The sequence below is a fragment of the Micromonospora sp. NPDC048986 genome (genome assembly GCF_040649335.1).
Lineage (GTDB): Bacteria > Actinomycetota > Actinomycetes > Mycobacteriales > Micromonosporaceae > Micromonospora > Micromonospora alfalfae.
In genome coordinates, this window is sequence record NZ_JBEZFJ010000007.1 from 228031 (window position 1) to 246999 (window position 18969).

An 18969-nucleotide genomic window follows, 5' to 3' on the forward strand; every position below is an offset into this window, starting at 1 on the left:
CTGGCGACCGAGGTTGCCGGCTGTGCTAGCAGGGCGCGTCGGAGTCACAGCGTAGGCGCTTGTGAAGACGTGCACAAATCGCGATCTTGTCGCTGCGTGGCGCGACGTCACCAGCCCCTCCATTCCACAAGATCGATTGAACGGCCTGGTCCGCTCACCGCCTGGGCGATTATTGCTCAATCCCGACTTCTCTGACCAATCCCGCGCCGGCCCTGTCCAGGGGTCGTCCCGGCGGTGGTAGGGGCAGCACTACGGAGGAGAGGCGGGGTTTCGGGATGGGGACACCGAGCCCAGATGCCTAGCCTTTGAGCATGACCGCCGTTGCCGCCACCAGCGACCGACCGACGCTGGCACCGAGCATCCCCCGCCAGCTCTTCGTCGACTCCGGGTACGTGCTGCTCGGCCTGCCCCTGGCGTTGGCCAGCTTCGTCGTCCTCATCGTCGGCCTCGCGGTCGGCATCGGCCTGGTGGTCACGGTGATCGGCCTGCCGATCCTCAGCGGCACCCTGTACACCGCCCGTGGACTGGCCGACGTCGAGCGGCTGCGGTTGCCCGCGGTGCTCCACCAGCCCCGGATCCGGCCGCACTACCGGCTGCCCGAGGCCGGCGCGAACGCCTGGCGGCGGATCTTCGTGCCGATGCGGGACGCCCAGTCCTGGCTCGACCTGGCGCACGGCATCCTGCGGCTGATCGCGGCGGCGAGCACCTTCGTGGTGACGCTGTCCTGGTGGGCGGCGGCGATCGCCGGCTCGCTCTACTGGGCGTACGACTGGGCCCTGCCCAGGGCCGACGGCGAGGGTGACCAGGACCTGGCGCAGCTACTCGGCCTGGGCGACTCGACCACCGCCCGGATCGGCCTGTACAGCGCGCTCGGGGTGTTCTTCCTGATCACCCTGCCGATCGTGGTGCGGGGCTGCGCGCTGCTCCAGGCCAGCTTCGCCAAGGCGATGCTGACCGGGGTGGCCGAGATGCGCGACCGGATCACAGTGCTGGAGGAGCAGAAGCGGGCGGCCGTGTCCGCCGAGGCCTCCGCGCTACGCCGGTTGGAACGCGACATCCACGACGGCCCCCAGCAGCGCCTGGTCCGGCTGGCGATGGACCTCAGCCGGGCCCGGATGCAGCTCGCCTCGGACCCGGAGGCTGCCGGCCGCACCATCGACGAGGCGGTCACCCAGACCCGGGACACGCTGGCCGAGCTGCGGGCGCTGTCCCGGGGCATCGCGCCGCCGATCCTCGTCGACCGCGGCCTGCCCAGCGCTCTGGCCGCTATCGCCGGCCGTGGGCTGATCCCGATCGAGCTCCAGGTGGACCCGCAGCTCGGCACCCCGGCCGGGCGGCTCGACCCGGCGGTGGAGAACACCGCGTACTTCGTGGTGTCCGAGGCGCTGACAAACGTCGCCAAGCACAGCCGGGCCACCGAGGCCACTGTCGCCGTGGCCCGCAACGACACCCACCTGCAGGTGCGGGTCGGCGACGACGGGCAGGGCGGTGCGCACCTGGCGAAGGGGCACGGGCTCGCCGGCATCGCCGACCGGGTCCGGGCCGCCGGTGGCGAACTGGTGGTGGTCAGCCCGACCGGCGGCCCCACCGAGATCCGAGCCGAGCTGCCGCTGTGACCGGCCCGGCACCGCGCCGAGCCCGTACGGCGGGCCGGACGTGGTAGACAACACAGCCATGCGCATCGTGATCGCCGACGACGCCGTCCTGCTCCGGGAGGGGCTGGTCCGGCTGCTGACCGAGAGCGGGCACCAGGTGGTGGCCGCCGTCGGGGACGGTGACGCCCTGGTCCGGGCGGTGGTCGAGCACCGGCCCGACGTGTCGATCGTCGACGTCCGGATGCCCCCGTCGCACACCGACGAGGGGCTGCGGGCTGCTGTGGAGGCACGCCGGCTGGTGCCGCGTACGCCGATCCTGGTGCTCTCCCAGTACGTCGAGGTGTCGTACGCCGATGATCTGCTCGCCACCACCGGCGGCGCCGGCGGCGGGATCGGCTACCTGCTCAAGGACCGGGTGGCAGCGATCGACGAGTTCCTGGACGCGCTGCGGCGGGTGGCGGGCGGCGGCACGGTGCTCGACCCGGAGGTGGTCGGTCAGCTCTTCGCCCGGCGTCGCCGCGACGACCCGCTGCGCGAGCTGACCCCCCGCGAGCGCGAGGTGCTCGCCCTGATGGCCGAGGGGCGTTCGAACACCGCCATCGCGCGCGCCCTGGTGGTCAGCGACGGCGCGGTGGAGAAGCACGTGCGCAACATCTTCACCAAGCTCACCCTGCCGCCGGACACCGAACAGCACAGGCGGGTGCTGGCCGTCCTCACCTACCTGCGGAACTGACCTCACGGGCCAGGGCCACCGCGTCGGTGAGGGTGTCGGCAACCGGGTGACCGGAGGCGCGCAGCCGGACCGGGTCGGTGAACCCACCGGTGTAGAGCACGGCACTGCCACCCACCGCGAGCGCCGCGTCCGCGTCGTCGATGGAGTCGCCGATCAGCACCACCGAAGCGCCGTCCACGCCCAGTTCGGCCAGGTGCAGCTGGAGCGACTCGGCCTTGTGGCCGCCGCCCACAGCGGCCCGGAGGCCGTCGACGCGGGTGAAGTGACCGGTCAACCCGTACGTGTGCACGGTCGGGACCAGCTCCTCGTGGAACCACATGGACAGCAGGCTCTGGCTGCCCGGCCAGGCCGCCATCGCGGCGCGCGCGTCGGCGGCCAGCTCGCAGGTCGTCAGCCCGGTGCGGTAGGCGTCGTGGAAGATCTTGTCCAGTCGGCCGAACTCGTCGTCGTCCACTGCCTGCCCGAGCACCTCGGCGTAGTACTCGGCGATCGGCCTGCGGAACCGCACCCGGTGCTCGTCCGCGGTGATCGTCGGCCCACCCAGGCTCGCGAACACGACGTTGGTGGCGGACACCACGAGGCTGAGGTCGTTGAGCAGGGTGCCGTTCCAGTCCCAGACGAGGTGCGGCTGCGCGGAGGTCATCAGAGCACCATAGGCACCCGTCAGAGCTGCGGCGTGGTCAGGTCCCGCAGCAGCCGGTCCTCCTCGACCCGCCAGTAGCCGTGCTCCTTGCCGTCGAGCATCACCACCGGCAGCCGGTCCCCGTACTCCCGCTCCAGCCCCTCGTCGCCGGTGACGTCCCACTCGACCCACTTGTCGCCGGTGACCGCTACCACCCGGTCGAGCGCCGCCTTGGCGTCGTCACACAGGTGGCAGCCGGGTCGGGTGATCAGGGCGAGTCGGGCGTCACTGGCCATCGGTTACCTCCGTGCTGTCGGTCGGCGTCGCCGACCGGAGTTGGGTCTTGCGTACCTTGCCGATCGCCGAGTGCGGCAGGGCGTCGACGAACTCGACAGCGGTCGGGCACTTGAACCGGGCCAGGTTCCGTGCGCAGTGGGCGAGCAACTCCTCGCTGGTCACCGGTCGACCCTGCACCGGCACCACGTACGCCCGCACAGTCTCGCCGGTCCGCGGGTGCGGCACACCCAGTACCGCCGACTCGACCACCCCGGGGTGCCCGGCGAGCACCAGCTCGACCTCGTGCGGATAGACGTTGAACCCGTTGACCAGGATCAACTCGCCGAGCCGGTCGACCAGGAAGAGGTCGCCGTCCTCGTCGGCGTACGCGATGTCACCGGTGGCCCACCAACCCTCGGCGTCCGGGCCGCCCCGACCGTCGGGCCAGTAGCCGGTGAAGAGGTTGCGGCCGGACACCACGATCTGCCCCGGGTCGGTGCCCGGCGCCACGTCGGAGATGTCCAGCTCGTCCGGGTCGTCGTCGGGGACGGCCAGCCCGTCGCGCCACAGGTCCGCCCCGTCGGCGCCGACCAGGCGTAGCCGCACCCCGGGCAGCGGCCGGCCGATCGAACCCGGCTTGGCCACGCCGCCGGCAAGGGTGGAGGTGAGCACCGGCGCGGTCTCGGTGAGGCCGTACCCGATGTGCACCTGATGCCCGGTGACAGCGGTGAAGCGCGCCGCGACAGCGGGTTCGAGCGGTGCCGCGCCGCAGACCGCCACCCGCACCGACGCGGTCGCCGCGCGGGCCGTGGCCGCGCCGGCCCAGGTCAGAAACATCGACGGTACGCCGACCAGCACGCTGACCCGGTGCCGCGCGACCTCGTCCAGCCCTGCCGTCGGGCCCGGCTCGTCGAGCAGCACACCGGTAGCGCCGTGGTGCACCACCGCGCCGAGCCCCGAGTTGAGCCCGTACGCGTGGAACAGCGGCAACGCCAGGAGAACAGTGTCGTTCGGCCCGACCACCGGCGGCTCGATCGCCGCGACCTGTTCGTGGTTGGCGAGCAGCGCCTGGTGCGGGAGCATCGCGCCCTTGGGTCGCCCCTCGGTGCCGGAGGTGTAGAGCAGTACAGCCAGGTCGGCGCCGCCGCGTTGGGGGCGGGGTGCCGGTCCGGGCGCCTCGGCGGTCGGTGCCGTGCCGTGCACCGAGGCGAGTGCGGGCAACTCGGCTGCCATGTCGGCGGCCAGACCTCGGACGTGCTCGGTGGCGATGAGCACCGACGCGCCGGAGTCGGCCAGCACGTGTCGTAGCTCCGGGGCGGTGAGGCCGGGGTTGACCGGCACCGTGACCAGCCCGGCGCGGAGGGCGCCGAGCCAGGCGATCACGAAGTCCGGTGTGTTGGGCAGCGCGATGGCGACGCGTGGGGGCGTACCGCTGGGGTCGGCGGGTGGCGCGGCGGCGGACAGGCCCCGGGCGGCGGCGTCCACCGCAGCGTCCAGTTCGGACCAGCTCACTGTGTGCTCGCGCCAGTGCAGCGCGGGCCGGTCGGCGCTGTCGAGAGCCGCCCGGCGGACCCGGTCGGCGAGGTTCGGCGCGGGGCTTTCCGAGGCGTCCTGCACGGTGATCGAGTCTGGCACAGCGGACGGCGACGGACCACGCCCGACGGTTGGGGCCACGCCCGGAGGACGACCCCGCGACAGTCCCATGTACGGGACTGTCCGGTGTGCCACCGGCGATCCGATCAGGTCCTGTCGATGGGACGTGCGACGCTGACCACGGGCAGTTCGGCCGCGCCCGTCCGGCCGGCCGGCGCGGCCGGTCAGCCGAACGGTCGGCAAGCCCCCGACCTGGGGATCCACCCAGGAACACCAAGCCGACGGAAAGTCAATCGCACACGACGGACAACCGGTCCGCCACCGGTGCGACGGAGCGGGAAATACTTCCGCCTTGTGTAACGGACTTGCCACGCGCGGGTGACGTTGGCCCTATCATCACTCGGGTCGGCTCACCCCATTTGCCGTGAGTCGACACCCCTCAGCCCGAGGAGGCCCCCGTGCCTGTGAGCGCATTGGACCAGCACCTCCAGGGGAATTGCCGCCCGTCGGCAACTCCCGTGACCGTCCTGCCCGACCGGTCATCCGGTCGGTCCGCACCGACGAGACCTAGACCGGCCCGCCCGGCGACCGACGGGACGGGGGCAATGCGGTGACCACCTTCGGTTACGCGGAACGCCCGGTCGGCCTGACCGGTCAGCCCGCCCGCTCCCACGTCAACGAGCGGCCAGCGGCCCGTGCCCCATCGGACGAACAGCACGGCGGTGTCGTGCGGGGTGACGGCGCGGCGCAACGGATCCGCAGCCGGCCACACCACAACGAGCCACCGCCGCGACCCGCGGTGCCAGGTGGGAACGCGAAGCCGGCCGGCGGCCGGGTCGCCGTACCACCGCGGCCCACAATGCCCGTGCAGGGCCGTCGGGTAAGCGACACACCTGCGGTCACCGCCGACCCGGCGGCTGGTGAGACAGCGGTGATCCCGGCGGTGCCGGCCACCACCGCGACCACCCCGACCGGTTTCCCGAGCCGCCCGGACCCGTCCGACCCGGCAACCGAGGTCTGGACGCTGATCGAGCGGGCCCAGGCCGGCGAGTCCGAGGCGTTCGGTCTGATCTACGACCGTTACGTGGACACCGTCTTCCGGTTCGTCTACTTCCGGGTCGGCAACCGGCAACTCGCCGAGGATCTCACCTCGGACACCTTCCTGCGCGCGCTCAAGCGGATCGGCAGCTTCACCTGGCAGGGCCGCGACCTCGGCGCCTGGCTGGTGACGATCGCCCGCAACCTCGTCGCGGACCACTTCAAGTCGGGCCGGTACCGGCTGGAGGTCACCACCGGCGACGTGCTCGACGCCGACCGGGAGGACCGGGGCCCGGAGGGCAGCCCGGAGGCGGCGGTGGTGGAGCACATCACCAACGTCGCGCTCCTCACCGCTGTGAAGCAGCTCAACCCGGAGCAGCAGGAGTGCATAGTGCTCCGCTTCCTCCAGGGCTTCTCGGTCGCCGAGACGGCCCGCGCGATGGGCAAGAACGAGGGAGCCATCAAGGCCCTCCAGTACCGCGCCGTCCGCGCCCTCGCCCGGCTGCTGCCCGACGGCTTCCAGCCGTAGTTTGTTACGGCGGGACCGACGGACGTCGATCAACGTCCGCGCAGCTCAGAGTCGGTCCCGCCCGGTGATGACCATCACTTTCTGTAATTTCCGCTCCGCCAGGCCCGTAACCCGTGCCCGGTCCGCCGCGTTTCTCCGGGTGCGACCGGTGGATGTCCCGGCAGGCCCGGGTCACCGAGGTCCGACCGGCATGCCGGCGGCACCTCACCTCCGTGGTGTCACACTGCCGCCCGGTCGCTGGCAACGACGGCGGCCGACCGGCCGTGACCAGCGAGAGGAGGTGCCTGCGGTGGACAACACCCTCTTCTCCCGCCGGCGCGCGGAGCGCTTCGCGCAGCTTCTCGACGAGGCCAACGGCGCTCGACGACACCACGTGCGATCCCGGGTGGACGGCCAACTGGCGCCGCTCGTCGCAGTGGGTCAACGGCTCAGCGTCGACCCCCCGGCTGTCGAGGTGGACCAGGACTTCCGTACCGGCCTGCGGGCGATGCTGCTCGCAACCGCCGAGCGGGAGGGGCTGGGCAGCACACCAGCGGCGGTCAGCGAACCGGCCGCCACTACCAGCCGCGGGCGGCTACTGCCGGCGGTCACCGCACGGCGGGCCCGCGCCCGGGGCGCGATCCTGGTCGGCATCGCCGCCGGGGCCATCGCCGTCTCCGGGATCTCCGCCGCCAGCGAGAACGCGGTGCCCGGTGACGCGCTGTACGGCATGAAGCGCTCCACCGAACGGGCACAGCTCGCCCTGGCCAGCTCCGACATCAGCCGGGGCCAACTCTTCCTGGACTTCGCCCGGACCAGAGTCGGCGAAGCCGCGAAGCTGCGCGGCGACCGGATCGGCTACAGCGCGGTCCTCGACGACATGGACGCCGACAGCCGGCAGGGCGTTCGCCTGCTGACCTCGGCTGCCGTTCAGCGGGCCGAGCCGGGCAGCCTGGATACTCTGAACACCTTCGTGTCGAGCCAGCGCCGGGCGGTACGCGGCCTGCTCGACGGGAGCACCCGGGTCGACCGGGAGCGCACCCAGCGGTCGCTGGTGTTGCTGGACAGCATCCGGGAACGCTCGGACGACCTGCGTGCGGCGATCTCCTGCGGCCTGCCGGCACCGGCCGCCAGCGACGCCCTCGGGCCGAATCCGAGCACCTGCCCCGGGGCCCGCTGACCCGCGTCCCCATACCGCACGTCCGACCGGCCGCGCCACAGTTCGCTGTGTGCCCGGCCGGTCGCCCGTCTACGGCGGATACCCTCGCGGAGGAGCATCCGTCGTACCGGTGAGGAAGGGATTCGCGTGGCGCGTAGCCGTAAGGTGACGGTCAGCACCGACGCCGAGGGGCACACCGCAGCCTGGGCGGAGACCGACCTGGCCCCGGTCAGCGCACCCGACCAGACCGCCGCGGCGTTCTTCGACGTGGACAACACCATGATGCAGGGCGCGTCGATCTACTGGTTCGCCCGTGGTCTCGCCTCCCGAAACTACGTGACCACCGCCGACCTGGCCCGATTCGCCTGGCAACAGCTCCGTTTCCGGCTGCTGGCCCGGGAGCACGCCGGTGACATGTCACTGGCCAAGGAGGCGGCGCTGGCGTTCGTCCAGGGCTGGCGGGTGAAGGAGGTCGAACACCTCGCCGAGGAGATCTTCGACGAGATGATGGCCCCCCGGATCTGGGCCGGCACCCATCAGCTCGCTCAGCGTCACCTGGACGCCGGTGAGCGGGTCTGGCTGGTCAGCGCCGCCCCGGTCGAGATCGGCCGGGTGATCGCCGCCCGGCTCGGCCTGACCGGTGCCATCGGCACCGTGGCCGAGGTGCTGGACGGGGCGTACACGGGGCGGTTGGTGGGTGACCTGATGCACGGGCCGGCCAAGGCTGAGGCGGTCACCCAGCTCGCCGCCGTGGAAGGGCTCGACCTGTCCCGCTGCGCGGCCTACAGCGACTCCGCGAACGACCTGCCGCTGCTCTGTGCCGTGGGCCGGGCGGTGGCCGTCAACCCGGACGGCGCGCTGCTGCGGCAGGCCCGCCAGCACGGTTGGGAGGTGCGGGACTTCCGCACCGGTCGCCGTGCGGTCAAGATCGCCGTACCGTCGACAGCGGCGGCCGGGCTGGTCGCGGGCGCGGTCACCGCCGGCCTGGCCCTGCAACGCCGCCGCCGCGCCGGCTGAGACGCCCGTTCAGAAGCCCCTCGGCTCCGATCCGCGGCTAGGGACCGAACGGGTCGGGCCGTCGCTCCAGCAGCGTGTGCAGGGTCTGCTGGATGGTCTCCCGCACCTGGTCGGCGAGGTTGAAGACCACCAGCGGGTCGTCCGCCGAGTCGGTCAGGTGGGCGGTGGGGATCGGCGGGCAGAACTCGATCAGCCACTTGCTGGGTAGCGGCACCATGCCCAGCGGGCCGAGCAGCGGGAACGTCGGCGTGACCGGGAAGTAGGGCAGCTTCAGCAGCCGCGCCAGGGGCTTGATGTCGGCGAGCATCGGGTAGATCTCCTCGCCGCCGACGATGGCGACGGGCACGATCGGGGTGCCGGTGCGCAGCGCCGCCGAGACGAAACCGCCCCGCCCGAAGCGTTGCAGTTTGTAACGGTCTGCGTAGAGCTTGCCGATGCCCTTGAAGCCCTCGGGGAACACACCGACCAGATCGCCGCCGCCGAGCAGCCGCTCGGCGTCCGGGTTGCAGGCCACAGTGCCGCCGGTCTTGCGGGCCAACTCGGAGACCACCGGCATCCGGAAGACCAGGTCGGCGCCGAGCAGCCGCAGGTAGCGGTGGGCGGGATGCTTGTCGTGCAGCGCCGCCGAGAGGATCAGGGCGTCCAGCGCCACAGTCCCGGAGTGGTTGCCGACCACCAGAGCGGGCCCGTCCACGGGGACGTGCTCCACCCCACTGACCTCGGTGCGGAACCAGTCGCGGTAGAGCAGCCGCAGCAGCGGGTGGAAGACAGCGTCGGTCAACTCCGAGTCGAAACCGAACTCGTCGACCTCGTAGTCACCGGAGAGCCGCCGGCGCAGGAACGCCAACCCGTTCGCGACCTTGCGGTCCCAGTGGTCCCCGGGGCGGTCCGACACCGCCGGCTCGGTGCCGCCGGGCAACCCGGCGTCGACCTCGTCGGCCGGCGTCGGGGTCGGTGCGGCCTGCGCGGCCGGTCGGTGTCCGTTGCGCCGCGCCGGCTCCGCGTCCGGCGCGGGCACCTGCTGCGGTACCTCGAAACGCCCGACCGACTGCGGGTCGCGCCCCTCCTCCGGCCCACTCATGATGAACGCTCCCGGACCGCCGAGCGGACCTGCCGGATGCCGTCCAGAACGAGTTGCTCGGCAGCGGCCAACTGATCCCGGGTGACCACCACCCCACCGTGATGGGCCCGGATGAAGTCCTCGAACGCCTCGGCGGTCGACCGGGGCGTGAAGCCGTACTCCTGCTCAAGCCGGCTGGTGTCGACCACCCGGCCGTGCACGAAGAGGTCGACCTGGTCCAGGCCGTAGCGGCCGAAGCCCATGGTGCGGGCCAGCGCGGCGGCCCCGGACAGACCCGGCTCCAGCACCGGGACGGCGACCCGTCCCGCGCGCCGGATCGCCTGGGACAGCGACAGCACCCCGGGGCCGGCGACGTTGTAGGTGCCGGGATGGTCCTCCACGATCGACCGGTACAGCACCTCCAACGCGTCGTCGAAGTGCAGGAACTGCAGGCGGGGGTCACGGCCGAAGACGGTCGGCACGAACGGCTGCGAGAAGTAGCGGGTCAACGTGGTGTCGGCGGTCGAGCCGATGAACGGGGCGAAGCGCAGCACCGTGGCGGTGACGTCGGACCGACGGCGGCGGAAGCCGCGCACGTACCCCTCAAGGTCGAGGATGTCGCGGCCGAAACCGCCACGCGGCACCTCGCGAGGCTCGGTTTCCTCGGTGAAGACCGCCGGATCCCGGAACGACACTCCGTAGGCGGCGGTCGACGAGCGGACCACGAGCTTGCGCAGTCGGGGTGCCCGCTGGCAGGCGGCGAGCATCTGCATGCTGCCGATGACGTTCTGGTCCTTCATCGCGGACCGGCCGCCGTGCTGCGGGTCGGGTGAGGTGACCAGCGCGAGGTGCACCACCGCGTCGACGTCCAGGTCGGCGAGGAGGCCACCGAGGGAACCGCTGTCCACGCGGATGCGTTCGACCCGGTCGAGCAGGTCGGTGAACTCGATGCCGGAGTCCGGCGCGTCGACACCGATGACCCGTTCGATGCGCGGATCCGCGGCCAGTCGGGCCGCCACGTGGGCACCCAGGTAACGGCCCACTCCGGTGACGACGACGACCCCCGGAGCACCTGAGGTGCCACCGGGGGTCATCTGACGCACCTACGCCGGCAGGATGGACCGAGCCGGGACGACCACGGCCTGATCACCTGAGCCTCCGGAGGTCGACAGTTTGGCAAGTGACGCCGAACGCCGGGCGTTGAGCCCGGCGGCGATCACTTGCCGAGACGGCGACGCTGGACGCGGGTCTTGCGCAGCAGCTTGCGGTGCTTCTTCTTAGCCATGCGCTTACGGCGCTTCTTGACCACCGAGCCCATACGACAGCCTTTCGATACAACGTGCGGGGCGGACCGGATGACACCACGCAGGTGGCGACGGCGACCGCTTGCGGACAACGGACCGGACCAGTCTGGGCGGCGGGGCGCACCGGTGGGGTCTCGGTCGGGCTCCAGGGTAGCCGGAGGGCGTCAGCCGGACCAACGCGCCCCCGTCGCGGCTGCCTCTGGTTCGTGACCGCAGGGCCCGCGAGCTCACTCCTCACGCCCACCGATGCCGGTCAGCCGCCGGCCGGAGGGCGGGGCGGTGGCTCAGGCGGTCTCCTGAAAGGCGCCCCGGAGATATTCGTGCACCGCATGCTCGGGCACCCGGAATGACCGGCCGACCCGGACGGCGGTGAGCTCACCGCTGTGCACCAGGCGATAGACAGTCATCTTTGACACCCGCATGACCGTCGCCACTTCCGCAACGGTCAGGAACTTGACCTCCGACAGCCGTCCGTCGGACTGTGACCCGGCCATGGCTCACCGACCCATCCCATGCCCGGCGCGTGCCAACCCGACGGATGCTCCGGGCCGGGCCGGCGACGCGCGTGTTACCAGTACGGTAGCGGGGCGGTTGTGACCGGCGCGATCCCTTCCTGCAACTGATCATGCTTCGGTGGCCTGTTCACCCGATCCGTGCTCCCGGTATCCGCCAGTGCGCGTCCGTCGTCCGGTTGTTCCGGTCGTGCTCATTCGGTACGCAGCGCGACCACCGGGTCGAGACGGCCGGCGCGCTGCGCGGGAACCACCCCGAAGACGATGCCCACCACCGCCGAAACCCCGAAGGCGAGCGCCAACGACCACCAGGTGATCGCCGCCGGAATTGGCGACAGCGCGTCGACAAGCATCGCGGTGCCCACTCCCAGCGCCATCCCGGTGAGCCCGCCGATCGTGGTGAGCAGCACCGCCTCCAGCAGGAACTGCACGCCGATGTCGCGGGGTCGTGCGCCGACGGCCTTGCGCAGCCCGATCTCCCGGGTCCGCTCCCGGACGCTGACCAGCATGATGTTGGAGACGCCGACGCCGCCGACCAGCAGCGAGATGCCGGCGATGGCCGCCAGCACGCCGGTGAGGACACCGAGGATGTCGCCGAGCACGCCCAGGATCTGCTGCTGGGTGACGGCGCTGAACTCGGTGTCCGGGTGGCGACGGTTCAGTTCGGCGACGATCCGTTCGCCCAGCTCGTCGATCCGCTCCCGGTCCGGTGCCTTCACCGCGATGCCGTCGACCCGCTGGGTGCCCCAGAGTCGTTGCGCGGCGGTCACCGGCACGTGCACCTCGTCGTCCCGGTCGACGCCGAGGCTCTGCCCCAGCGGCGTGAAGACACCGATCACCCGGAACCGCACCCCGGCCAGCGCCACCTGCTGGCCGAGCGGGTCCCGGTCGGGGAAGAGCGCACGGGCGACCGAGTCACCGAGCACCGCCACCCGTCGGCTGGTGTCCACGTCGGCGCCGGTGAGGTAGCGTCCCCGCGCCAGCGAGCGGGTGAACACCGCCGGGGTCGTCTCCAGGACGCCCTGCACCGTGGTGAAGTCGGAGCGGGCGCCGGCCCGTGCTGTCGCCCCGGAGGCGACGGTGACCGCCACCCGATCGGGGTCGCCGACCACCCGGGTGACGGCGTCCACGTCCTTGAGGGTCAGCGGCGAGACGACGGGCGCGTTGCCCACCTCGATCCGGCCGGGCACGACAAGCAGCAGGTTGGAGCCGAGGCCCTCGACCTGTTGCTCGACCTTCTGTTTGGTGCCGGTGCCGATGGCCACCAGCAGCACCACCGAGGCCACCCCGATGATCACCCCGAGCATTGTCAGCGCGCTGCGCAGCCGGTTGGCCCGCAGGGCGTCCAGCGCCACCCGCCACGCCTCGGCGACCCTCACGCCGTACCCCCGGGTCGCTCGACCTCGCGCGGAAGGCGCCCGGTGGCTCCGGCGGCGCCACCGGAGCCACCGGACGGGTGCCCCGGACCGCTTCCGGACGCGGACCGGGGCTCCGCGCTGGGAGCGGGGACCAGTGTCGCAGGTCGACCGTGATCAACGGACGGCGGTCGATCATGGGTTGAGGACGGGTCGGCGCTGTCGGCCACGACCACCCCGTCGCGCATGGTGATCCGGCGGTGGGCGCGGGCCGCGACCTCCTGGTCGTGGGTGACCATCACCAGCGCCACCCCGGACTCCGCGTTCAGTTGTTCCAACAGCTCCAGCACGGCGGCGCCGGTGACGCTGTCCAGGTTGCCGGTGGGTTCGTCGGCAAGCAGCACCGTCGGCTCGGTGACCAGAGCGCGGGCGATCGCCACCCGCTGCTGCTCACCGCCGGACATCTGGTTGGGCCGGTGGTCCAGCCGGTGCCCGAGGCCGACCCGGCCCAACATCGCCGCCGCCCGCTCCCGCCGCTGCCGCGCCGACACTCCCCGGTAGACAAGGGGCAGTGCCACGTTCTCCACCGCCGAGGTACGCGGCAGCAGGTGGAACGCCTGGAAGACGAAGCCGATGGTCTCGTTGCGCAGGGTCGCCATCTCCGGTGGGGCGAGGGCGTTGACGTCCCGCCCGCCGATCACCAGGCGGCCACCGGTGGGCCGGTCCAGCCCACCGAGGAGGTGCATGAGGGTGGACTTGCCCGAGCCGGACGGCCCGACCAGCGCCACGTAATCCCCCGGCTGCACGGTGAGCGACACCCCGCGCAGCGCCTGCACCGACACCCCGTCGAGCTGGTACGTCCGGGACACGTCCACCGCCTCGATGGCCGCTACGCGCTCCCCTGCCGGCCGATCTGCGACGGCGGGTCCGGTCACCGGACTTCCTGGCCGTCGCGGACCTGGTCGGCGCCGCGCACCACGATCCGGTCGCCGGGTTGCACGCCGTTGAGGATCTGCACCAGGTCGGACCCCTGGACACCCACAGTCACCGAAGCCCGGCCCGCCTTGCCGTCCCGGACCACCCAGACCGCGTCCCGGCCGTCGGCGGAGAACACCGCCGACGCGGGGACGGTCACCGCGTCGGCGGCCTCGCGTACCCGCAGGTGCACTATCGCGTTCATGCCGGGGCGGGGCGTCGGAGCCGACTCGTCCTCGGCCAGCTTCCCGGCGCCCAGCGCCAGGCGGACCCGGTAGGTGACCCCGCCCTGCGCGGAGTTGGTGGGCAGCACGTCGACCGAGCGGACGGTGGCGTCGTAGCTGGCACCGGTGACGGCGTCCAACTCGACAGTGGCGGTCACCCCGGCCTTGACGAGGAGCACGTCGGTCTCGTCCACCTCGGCGAGCAGTCCGAGCTGCCCGGTGTCCACCACTGTGAGCACCGGCGCGCCGGCGGTGACCAGCCCGCCGACCACCACGGCGTCGTCCACCCCGGCCGGCGGACCGCCCTGACTGGGGGCCAGCGCGGACGGGTCCAGGCCCGCCCCACCGGCCTGCTCCAACAGCCCGGCGAGACCGGCATTCGCGCCACCGCCGGCCCGGGTGCCGCCGGGCTGCACCACCCCGGCGATCGGGGCACGCAGGGTCAGCGCTTCGACTGTCGCCTTCGCCAGGTCGTACGCCTGCTGGGCCTGGAGCCGCTGCGCCGCGGACAGTGCGCCGACGGCGGAACTCAACCCGTTGATCCCGCGCTGCACAGCGCGGACCGCCTGGTCGGCGCTGCGCGCGGCGGCGCTGTACTGGCGTTGCGCGGACGTCACCTGGGTGAGCAGCGCGTCCCGCAGTTGCGGGTCGGCGATCTTGTCGGCGGCCTTGCGGGCCGCGTCGAATGCCTCGTTGGCCGCCTTGTCGGTGCCGCGCCTGCTGCTGGTCAGGTTGCCCGTTCCGACGCCCCGACCGGCGCGCTTCGCGGCGGCCAGCGCCTCCTTGGCCTGACGGAGACGCTGTTGCGCGCTCGGCGAGTCGACAACCGCCAGCACCTGACCGCGCTTGACCCGCTGTCCAGGCTGGACACGCAGGCTGGCCACTGTGCCGTCGGCGGGAGCGGTGAGGGTGGCGGCGGCGCGGGCGGTCACCGTCGCGGGCGCGTCGATCACCTCGGTGACCGGGTTGCGGGCGGCCGACGCCAGCGCGAGATCGGGGCCTTCGTCGCCGCAGGAGGCGGCGGTGGTGGCGGTGATGACGACGACGGCGGTCAGGGCGGTGAGCAGGCGGGGCCGCATGGTGCCGGCGGGCCGTGACGACTGAGGACGGCGCACCCATCGATGGTACGGCGCACCGCCGCACCGCCTCCGAGCTGCGTCAGCCGGCGGTGGCGCGGACGTACGCCACGCACTCGTCGTGCAGCGTCGACCACTGCTCACCGAACGCCTTTTCGGAGGCCGCGTCGATGGTTCGGCCGTCGTGCACCACCGTCTTGAAGAAGGTGAGCAGGCGCAGCGGCCCGTACCTGTCGACGAGGTGCCGGACGGCCAGGTAGCCGATGCCGTAGCTGGCGGCGACCCGTTCGGCGGACGCGTCGTCGGCGGGGTTGACGCCCTCCAACTTGCCGTCCCAGCCGCCCCGGACCATCTTGCGCACGTCGGCGATCCCCTCGTACCGGTCGACCGCCTGGTCGCCGGCGCCGGCGAACTCGGCCAGGCCCTCGACCAACCACCAGGTGAGCTTGCCCGGGTAGCCGCGTTCCGGCAGCGACGCCGCGTGGGTCAGCTCGTGCCGCAGCAGGTCGTCGGTGCCGCTGTTGGAGAGCCCTTCGGCGTTGAGCACCACCTCGTGGTGACCGCCGCCCACGGTGACCGCGTAACCGCCGGTCCATTCCGGGCGTTCCCCGCCGTACCAGCGCTGCCATTCGGTGCGCCCCGCGTAGAAGATCCGGTATCGGTCCGGCGGCGAGCCGGTCACCGCGTACCCGTCGGCGACCTTCGCCGCGGCCTCCGCCTGCGCGAGCAGGCCGGGCAGCTTGCCGCGCAGCGCCGGGGTGGTGGCGACCATGGTCCGCGCGCCGACGGCGACCGCCAGGTCGCTGATCTCCCACGGTCGGGTGCCGGTCTCCACCGACTTGGATTCCTCCATGGCGGCCATCCGGGGCTGGTCGCCGTTCTCCCGCCACCGGGTGCCGATCAGCACCGGGCTGGGCCGGCAGTTCGGTGTGACGAAGCAGTACTGGAAGCGCACCAGCAGCCGCCACTCGCCGGGCTTACCGATGATCGGCACGGGCAGGCCACTCGGCTCGGCCCGCCAGCCGGTCACCTTGAGCTCGCGTAGTGCGGCGAAGCGGCGGCGCAGGTCGTTGTGGGCGGCGGGATCGGCGACGGCGAGGAAACCGGCGCGGTCGCCGCCCAGCAGTGCCGCGGACTGCCTGTGGAGCTGGGCGGTGATCCGGTCGGACAGCCCTCTGGCCACGGCGGTGGCCGGGTCGTCGGCAGCCGAGGCGCCGACCCGGCTGACAGTGGGGCGCGAGCCGGTCTCCCGGATCACTCCGACGACGAGCGCCGCCGGCAGGCCGCAGCCCAGCAGCAGGACGACCACCACGAGCACCGTCCACAGCGGCCAGAGCCGCCGTGGTGCTGGCTGCTGCACCTCGTCAGTCACCCGCCGAAGGGTACGACCACTACCTGGATGCGGCGAGGCCGCCCCGGGCCGATCGGCACTGCCGCCCGCTCACCCGCCGGTGAGCGGCCAGGAGCGAAACGAGATGTCCATGCTCGCGACCAACTGGTGGTACGAGCGGTCGACGTCACGGGGCAGACCGAAGCCGCCCGCGGCCTCCAGGGTCACGAAGCCGTGCAGGGCGCTGCGCAGCGCGCGGGTGGCGTCCACCGCGTCGTCGCCGGTGAGTCCGTACCCGCGCAGCACGGCGAAGATGGCACCGACCGCGCGTTCGCCGGCCTCGACGTGTTCCGGGTCGGCCGGGTCGGGCACCCGCTGCGTCGCCGGGTAGCGGCCGGGGTGCCGCAGGGCGTAGCCCCGGTAGGCCTGCGCCATGGCCCGCAGCGCGTCGCCACCGGAGCGGCCGACGGCGGCGGTGGTCATCTCGGTGGCCAGTTCGGCGGTGGCCAGAGCGGCCAGCTTCTGGGCCAACGCGTCCGCCCCCCGTACGTGCTTGTAGAGGCTGGGCAGCGCCACCCCGAGCCGGCTGGCGAGCGCGGCGAGGGTGAGCTGTTGGAAGCCGACCTCGTCGGCCAGCCGGGCCGCCTCCCGTACGACGGTCTGCTGGTTGAGGCCGACCCTAGGCACCGGCGCACACCGCCAGGAAACCGAGCAGTTCCTCGGCGGTGCGTTGCGGCCGGTCGGCGTGCGGGTAGTGGCCGGACTCCTCGATCATCCGAGCTTCAGCGGTGCCGAAGAGCCGCCGGGCGGCCCGCGCCTCGGCTCCCGGGTCGGGGAAGTCCGGGTCCTTGGCTCCCATCAGCACCAGCACCGGTTGGCGCACCTGCGGGGCACGGGCGGTCCAGTGCGGCTCGGCCGGTGCGATCACCCCGCGTGTCGCGGCCATCCGGCCGGGCTCGCGCAGGTTGGCCACCATCGCGCGGCGGTACGCGGCGTCGTCGGCGGGCCGGTGCACCGGGAACAGGGTGTTGTGGAACATCCCGAACAGTCGAGGGCTGTGCAGCACTGACCACATCGCCATCCGCAGCAGCGGGTTGAGCTTCGGCTGACCGACGAACGCGCCGATCTGCACGATGCCGGTGACCAGCTCGGGCGCGTCGGTGGCGGCGAAGACCACGGCCGCCGCGGCGGACGAGCTGCCGACCAGCACCGCCGGACCGGCGTCGAGGTCGCCGACCACGGCCAGCAGGTCCGCGCCGACCTCCGCCGGGGCGTACGTGGGCCAGCCGGTGCTGGATTCGCCGTGCCCCCGCACGTCGACCGAGGCGACCCGGTGGCCGGCTGCCACCAGCAGCGGCACGAGGTGCCGGAAGCTCGCCCTGTTCTCGCCCATGCCGTGCGCGAGGACCACCAACGGCCCCTCGCCCTGCGCCTCGTACGCGATGTGTCCGCCGTCCCGCCGCACCTGGCTAGTTGTCATAGCTTTAAAGCTAAGCTACTTAGCCAACGTTGGCAAGCCGGATATCGGAAACGGGCCGGCGGTGACCCGAGGGGGCGCCGCCGGCCCGTCGGCCGAACCGGAGGAACTACTTCTTGGAGATCAGGGCACGGCCGAAGAAGACCAGGTTGGCGGGGCGCTCGGCGAGCCGGCGCATCAGGTAGCCGTACCACTCGTCGCCGTACGGGACGTAGGTGCGCACCGTGTAGCCCTCGCCGGCCAACCGGGCCTGCTCCTCGGGGCGGATGCCGTAGAGCATCTGGAACTCGAAGCGCTCCGGCCCCCGGTCGAACCACCGGGCCCGGTCCTCACCGATGGCGATCATCCGCGGGTCGTGGGTGGCAAGCATCGGGTAACCGTCGCCGGACATCAGGATGTTCATGCAGCGCACGTACGACTTGTCCACCTCACGGGCCGACTGGTACGCCACCGACTCCGGCTCCTTGTAGGCGCCCTTGCACAGCCGCACCCGCGACCCGGCCGAGGAGAGCTCCCGGCAGTCCGACTCGGTCCGCCGCAGGTACGCCTGGAGCACCGCGCCGGTCGACGGGAAGTCCTTGCGCAGCCGGCTCAGCACCTCCAACGTCGAGTCGGTGGTGGTGTGGTCCTCCATGTCCAGCGTGACAGTGGTGCCCGCCGCGTCGGCCGCCGCGCAGATCGCCCGCGCGTTGTCGTACGCCAACTGCTCGTCGAACATCTGGCCGAGGGCGGAGAGCTTCACGCTCACCTCGGCGGCCGGGGTGAGCCCCGCGGCACCGAGCATCCTCAGCAGTTTCAGGTATTCGTCCCGGGTGGCGGTGGCCTGCTCGGGGCGGACGGTGTCCTCACCGAGGTGGTCGAGGGTGACCGCGAGGCCGTCGTCGACGAGCGCGCGGGTCGCGCGCAACGCGTCGTCTGTGGCGGCGCCGGCGACGAACCGGCGGACGACGTCCCGGGTGTACGGGGCAGTCGCGACGAGCCGCTCGACCTGGGATGACCGGGAGGCGGCGAGGATGACGGAACGGAGCATGAGCCGAGCGTAACGCCCCTGCCAGGGGCCTCGCCGAGGGGCGGCAGGGCCACCTCGGCATGGGGGCGGGGCGGCGGCGGTGGCG

The 18969-nt window shown here is 72.4% G+C and carries 19 protein-coding genes; 5 read left to right on the forward strand and 14 right to left on the reverse strand.

Features of this window, described 5'->3' with window-relative positions; all coding sequences use genetic code 11:
- Positions 1 to 311: 311 nt before the first annotated feature.
- The gene (locus AB0B94_RS16760; RefSeq protein ID WP_357279613.1) at positions 312 to 1616 is read left to right on the forward strand and encodes a sensor histidine kinase; all 1305 of its coding nucleotides are present in this window, start codon (positions 312 to 314) and stop codon (positions 1614 to 1616) included.
- Positions 1617 to 1674: 58 nt separating this feature from the next.
- Positions 1675 to 2328 (forward strand): response regulator transcription factor, encoded by a 654-nt coding sequence (locus tag AB0B94_RS16765; RefSeq protein WP_357279616.1) that lies wholly within the window; start codon positions 1675 to 1677, stop codon positions 2326 to 2328.
- On the opposite strand, the gene AB0B94_RS16770 is transcribed toward AB0B94_RS16765, so the two are convergent.
- The 3 genes from AB0B94_RS16770 to AB0B94_RS16780 are packed head-to-tail and all read right to left on the reverse strand — an operon-like array spanning position 2309 to position 4843.
- Positions 2309 to 2971, reverse strand: a complete 663-nt coding sequence (locus AB0B94_RS16770; protein ID WP_357279620.1) for an HAD hydrolase-like protein — start codon at positions 2969 to 2971, stop codon at positions 2309 to 2311. The two genes, AB0B94_RS16765 and AB0B94_RS16770, sit on opposite strands and share 20 nt — an antisense overlap.
- A 20-nt stretch (positions 2972 to 2991) precedes the next feature.
- Complete coding sequence (locus tag AB0B94_RS16775) at positions 2992 to 3246, reverse strand: glutaredoxin family protein (RefSeq protein WP_030490173.1); 255 nt, start codon at positions 3244 to 3246, stop codon at positions 2992 to 2994.
- Positions 3236 to 4843, reverse strand: a complete 1608-nt coding sequence (locus AB0B94_RS16780; protein WP_357279625.1) for an AMP-binding protein — start codon at positions 4841 to 4843, stop codon at positions 3236 to 3238. Before AB0B94_RS16780 ends, AB0B94_RS16775 begins: the two co-directional genes overlap by 11 nt.
- A gap of 586 nt (positions 4844 to 5429) precedes the next feature.
- Here AB0B94_RS16780 and AB0B94_RS16785 point away from each other — a divergent pair.
- The 3 genes from AB0B94_RS16785 to AB0B94_RS16795 all read left to right on the forward strand — a co-directional run bounded on the left by AB0B94_RS16785 (position 5430) and on the right by AB0B94_RS16795 (position 8541).
- Positions 5430 to 6386, forward strand: a complete 957-nt coding sequence (locus tag AB0B94_RS16785) for an ECF subfamily RNA polymerase sigma factor, BldN family (RefSeq protein ID WP_357279629.1) — start codon at positions 5430 to 5432, stop codon at positions 6384 to 6386.
- Positions 6387 to 6675: 289 nt separating this feature from the next.
- Positions 6676 to 7545, forward strand: coding sequence for a DUF5667 domain-containing protein (locus tag AB0B94_RS16790; RefSeq protein ID WP_357279633.1), 870 nt, complete (start codon positions 6676 to 6678; stop codon positions 7543 to 7545).
- A gap of 144 nt (positions 7546 to 7689) precedes the next feature.
- Entirely contained in the window at positions 7690 to 8541 is an 852-nt protein-coding gene (locus tag AB0B94_RS16795; protein WP_357280070.1) for an HAD-IB family hydrolase, read from the forward strand.
- A 37-nt stretch (positions 8542 to 8578) separates the two neighbouring features.
- On the opposite strand, the gene AB0B94_RS16800 is transcribed toward AB0B94_RS16795, so the two are convergent.
- From AB0B94_RS16800 to AB0B94_RS16850, 11 genes are all read right to left on the reverse strand, one after another.
- Positions 8579 to 9622 carry a lysophospholipid acyltransferase family protein gene (locus tag AB0B94_RS16800; protein WP_357279638.1) on the reverse strand — a complete coding sequence of 348 codons (1044 nt, stop codon included), beginning with the start codon at positions 9620 to 9622 and terminating at the stop codon, positions 8579 to 8581.
- Entirely contained in the window at positions 9619 to 10695 is a 1077-nt protein-coding gene (locus AB0B94_RS16805; protein WP_238666937.1) for an NAD-dependent epimerase/dehydratase family protein, read from the reverse strand. The genes AB0B94_RS16800 and AB0B94_RS16805 overlap by 4 nt, the downstream gene beginning before the upstream one ends.
- Before the next feature lie 122 nt (positions 10696 to 10817).
- Positions 10818 to 10919: an AURKAIP1/COX24 domain-containing protein gene (locus tag AB0B94_RS16810; protein ID WP_007465623.1), complete on the reverse strand. Its 102-nt coding sequence runs from the start codon at positions 10917 to 10919 to the stop codon at positions 10818 to 10820.
- A 270-nt stretch (positions 10920 to 11189) separates the two neighbouring features.
- Positions 11190 to 11399, reverse strand: a complete 210-nt coding sequence (locus AB0B94_RS16815) for a helix-turn-helix domain-containing protein (protein WP_007465625.1) — start codon at positions 11397 to 11399, stop codon at positions 11190 to 11192.
- Between the two features lie 212 nt (positions 11400 to 11611).
- Positions 11612 to 12796: an ABC transporter permease gene (locus AB0B94_RS16820; protein ID WP_357279644.1), complete on the reverse strand. Its 1185-nt coding sequence runs from the start codon at positions 12794 to 12796 to the stop codon at positions 11612 to 11614.
- The gene (locus AB0B94_RS16825) at positions 12793 to 13707 is read right to left on the reverse strand and encodes an ABC transporter ATP-binding protein (protein WP_357279649.1); all 915 of its coding nucleotides are present in this window, start codon (positions 13705 to 13707) and stop codon (positions 12793 to 12795) included. Before AB0B94_RS16825 ends, AB0B94_RS16820 begins: the two co-directional genes overlap by 4 nt.
- Positions 13704 to 15050 carry an efflux RND transporter periplasmic adaptor subunit gene (locus AB0B94_RS16830; protein WP_357280075.1) on the reverse strand — a complete coding sequence of 449 codons (1347 nt, stop codon included), beginning with the start codon at positions 15048 to 15050 and terminating at the stop codon, positions 13704 to 13706. Before AB0B94_RS16830 ends, AB0B94_RS16825 begins: the two co-directional genes overlap by 4 nt.
- A 79-nt stretch (positions 15051 to 15129) precedes the next feature.
- Entirely contained in the window at positions 15130 to 16419 is a 1290-nt protein-coding gene (locus AB0B94_RS16835) for a hypothetical protein (protein ID WP_357279652.1), read from the reverse strand.
- 69 nt (positions 16420 to 16488) lie between these two features.
- A complete protein-coding gene (locus tag AB0B94_RS16840; RefSeq protein ID WP_357279655.1) occupies positions 16489 to 17064 on the reverse strand; it encodes a WHG domain-containing protein in 576 nt (191 codons plus the stop codon).
- Complete coding sequence (locus AB0B94_RS16845) at positions 17057 to 17857, reverse strand: alpha/beta hydrolase (RefSeq protein WP_357279660.1); 801 nt, start codon at positions 17855 to 17857, stop codon at positions 17057 to 17059. Before AB0B94_RS16845 ends, AB0B94_RS16840 begins: the two co-directional genes overlap by 8 nt.
- Positions 17858 to 17963: 106 nt before the next feature.
- Complete coding sequence (locus AB0B94_RS16850) at positions 17964 to 18884, reverse strand: proline dehydrogenase family protein (protein WP_357279663.1); 921 nt, start codon at positions 18882 to 18884, stop codon at positions 17964 to 17966.
- Positions 18885 to 18969 lie beyond the last annotated feature (85 nt).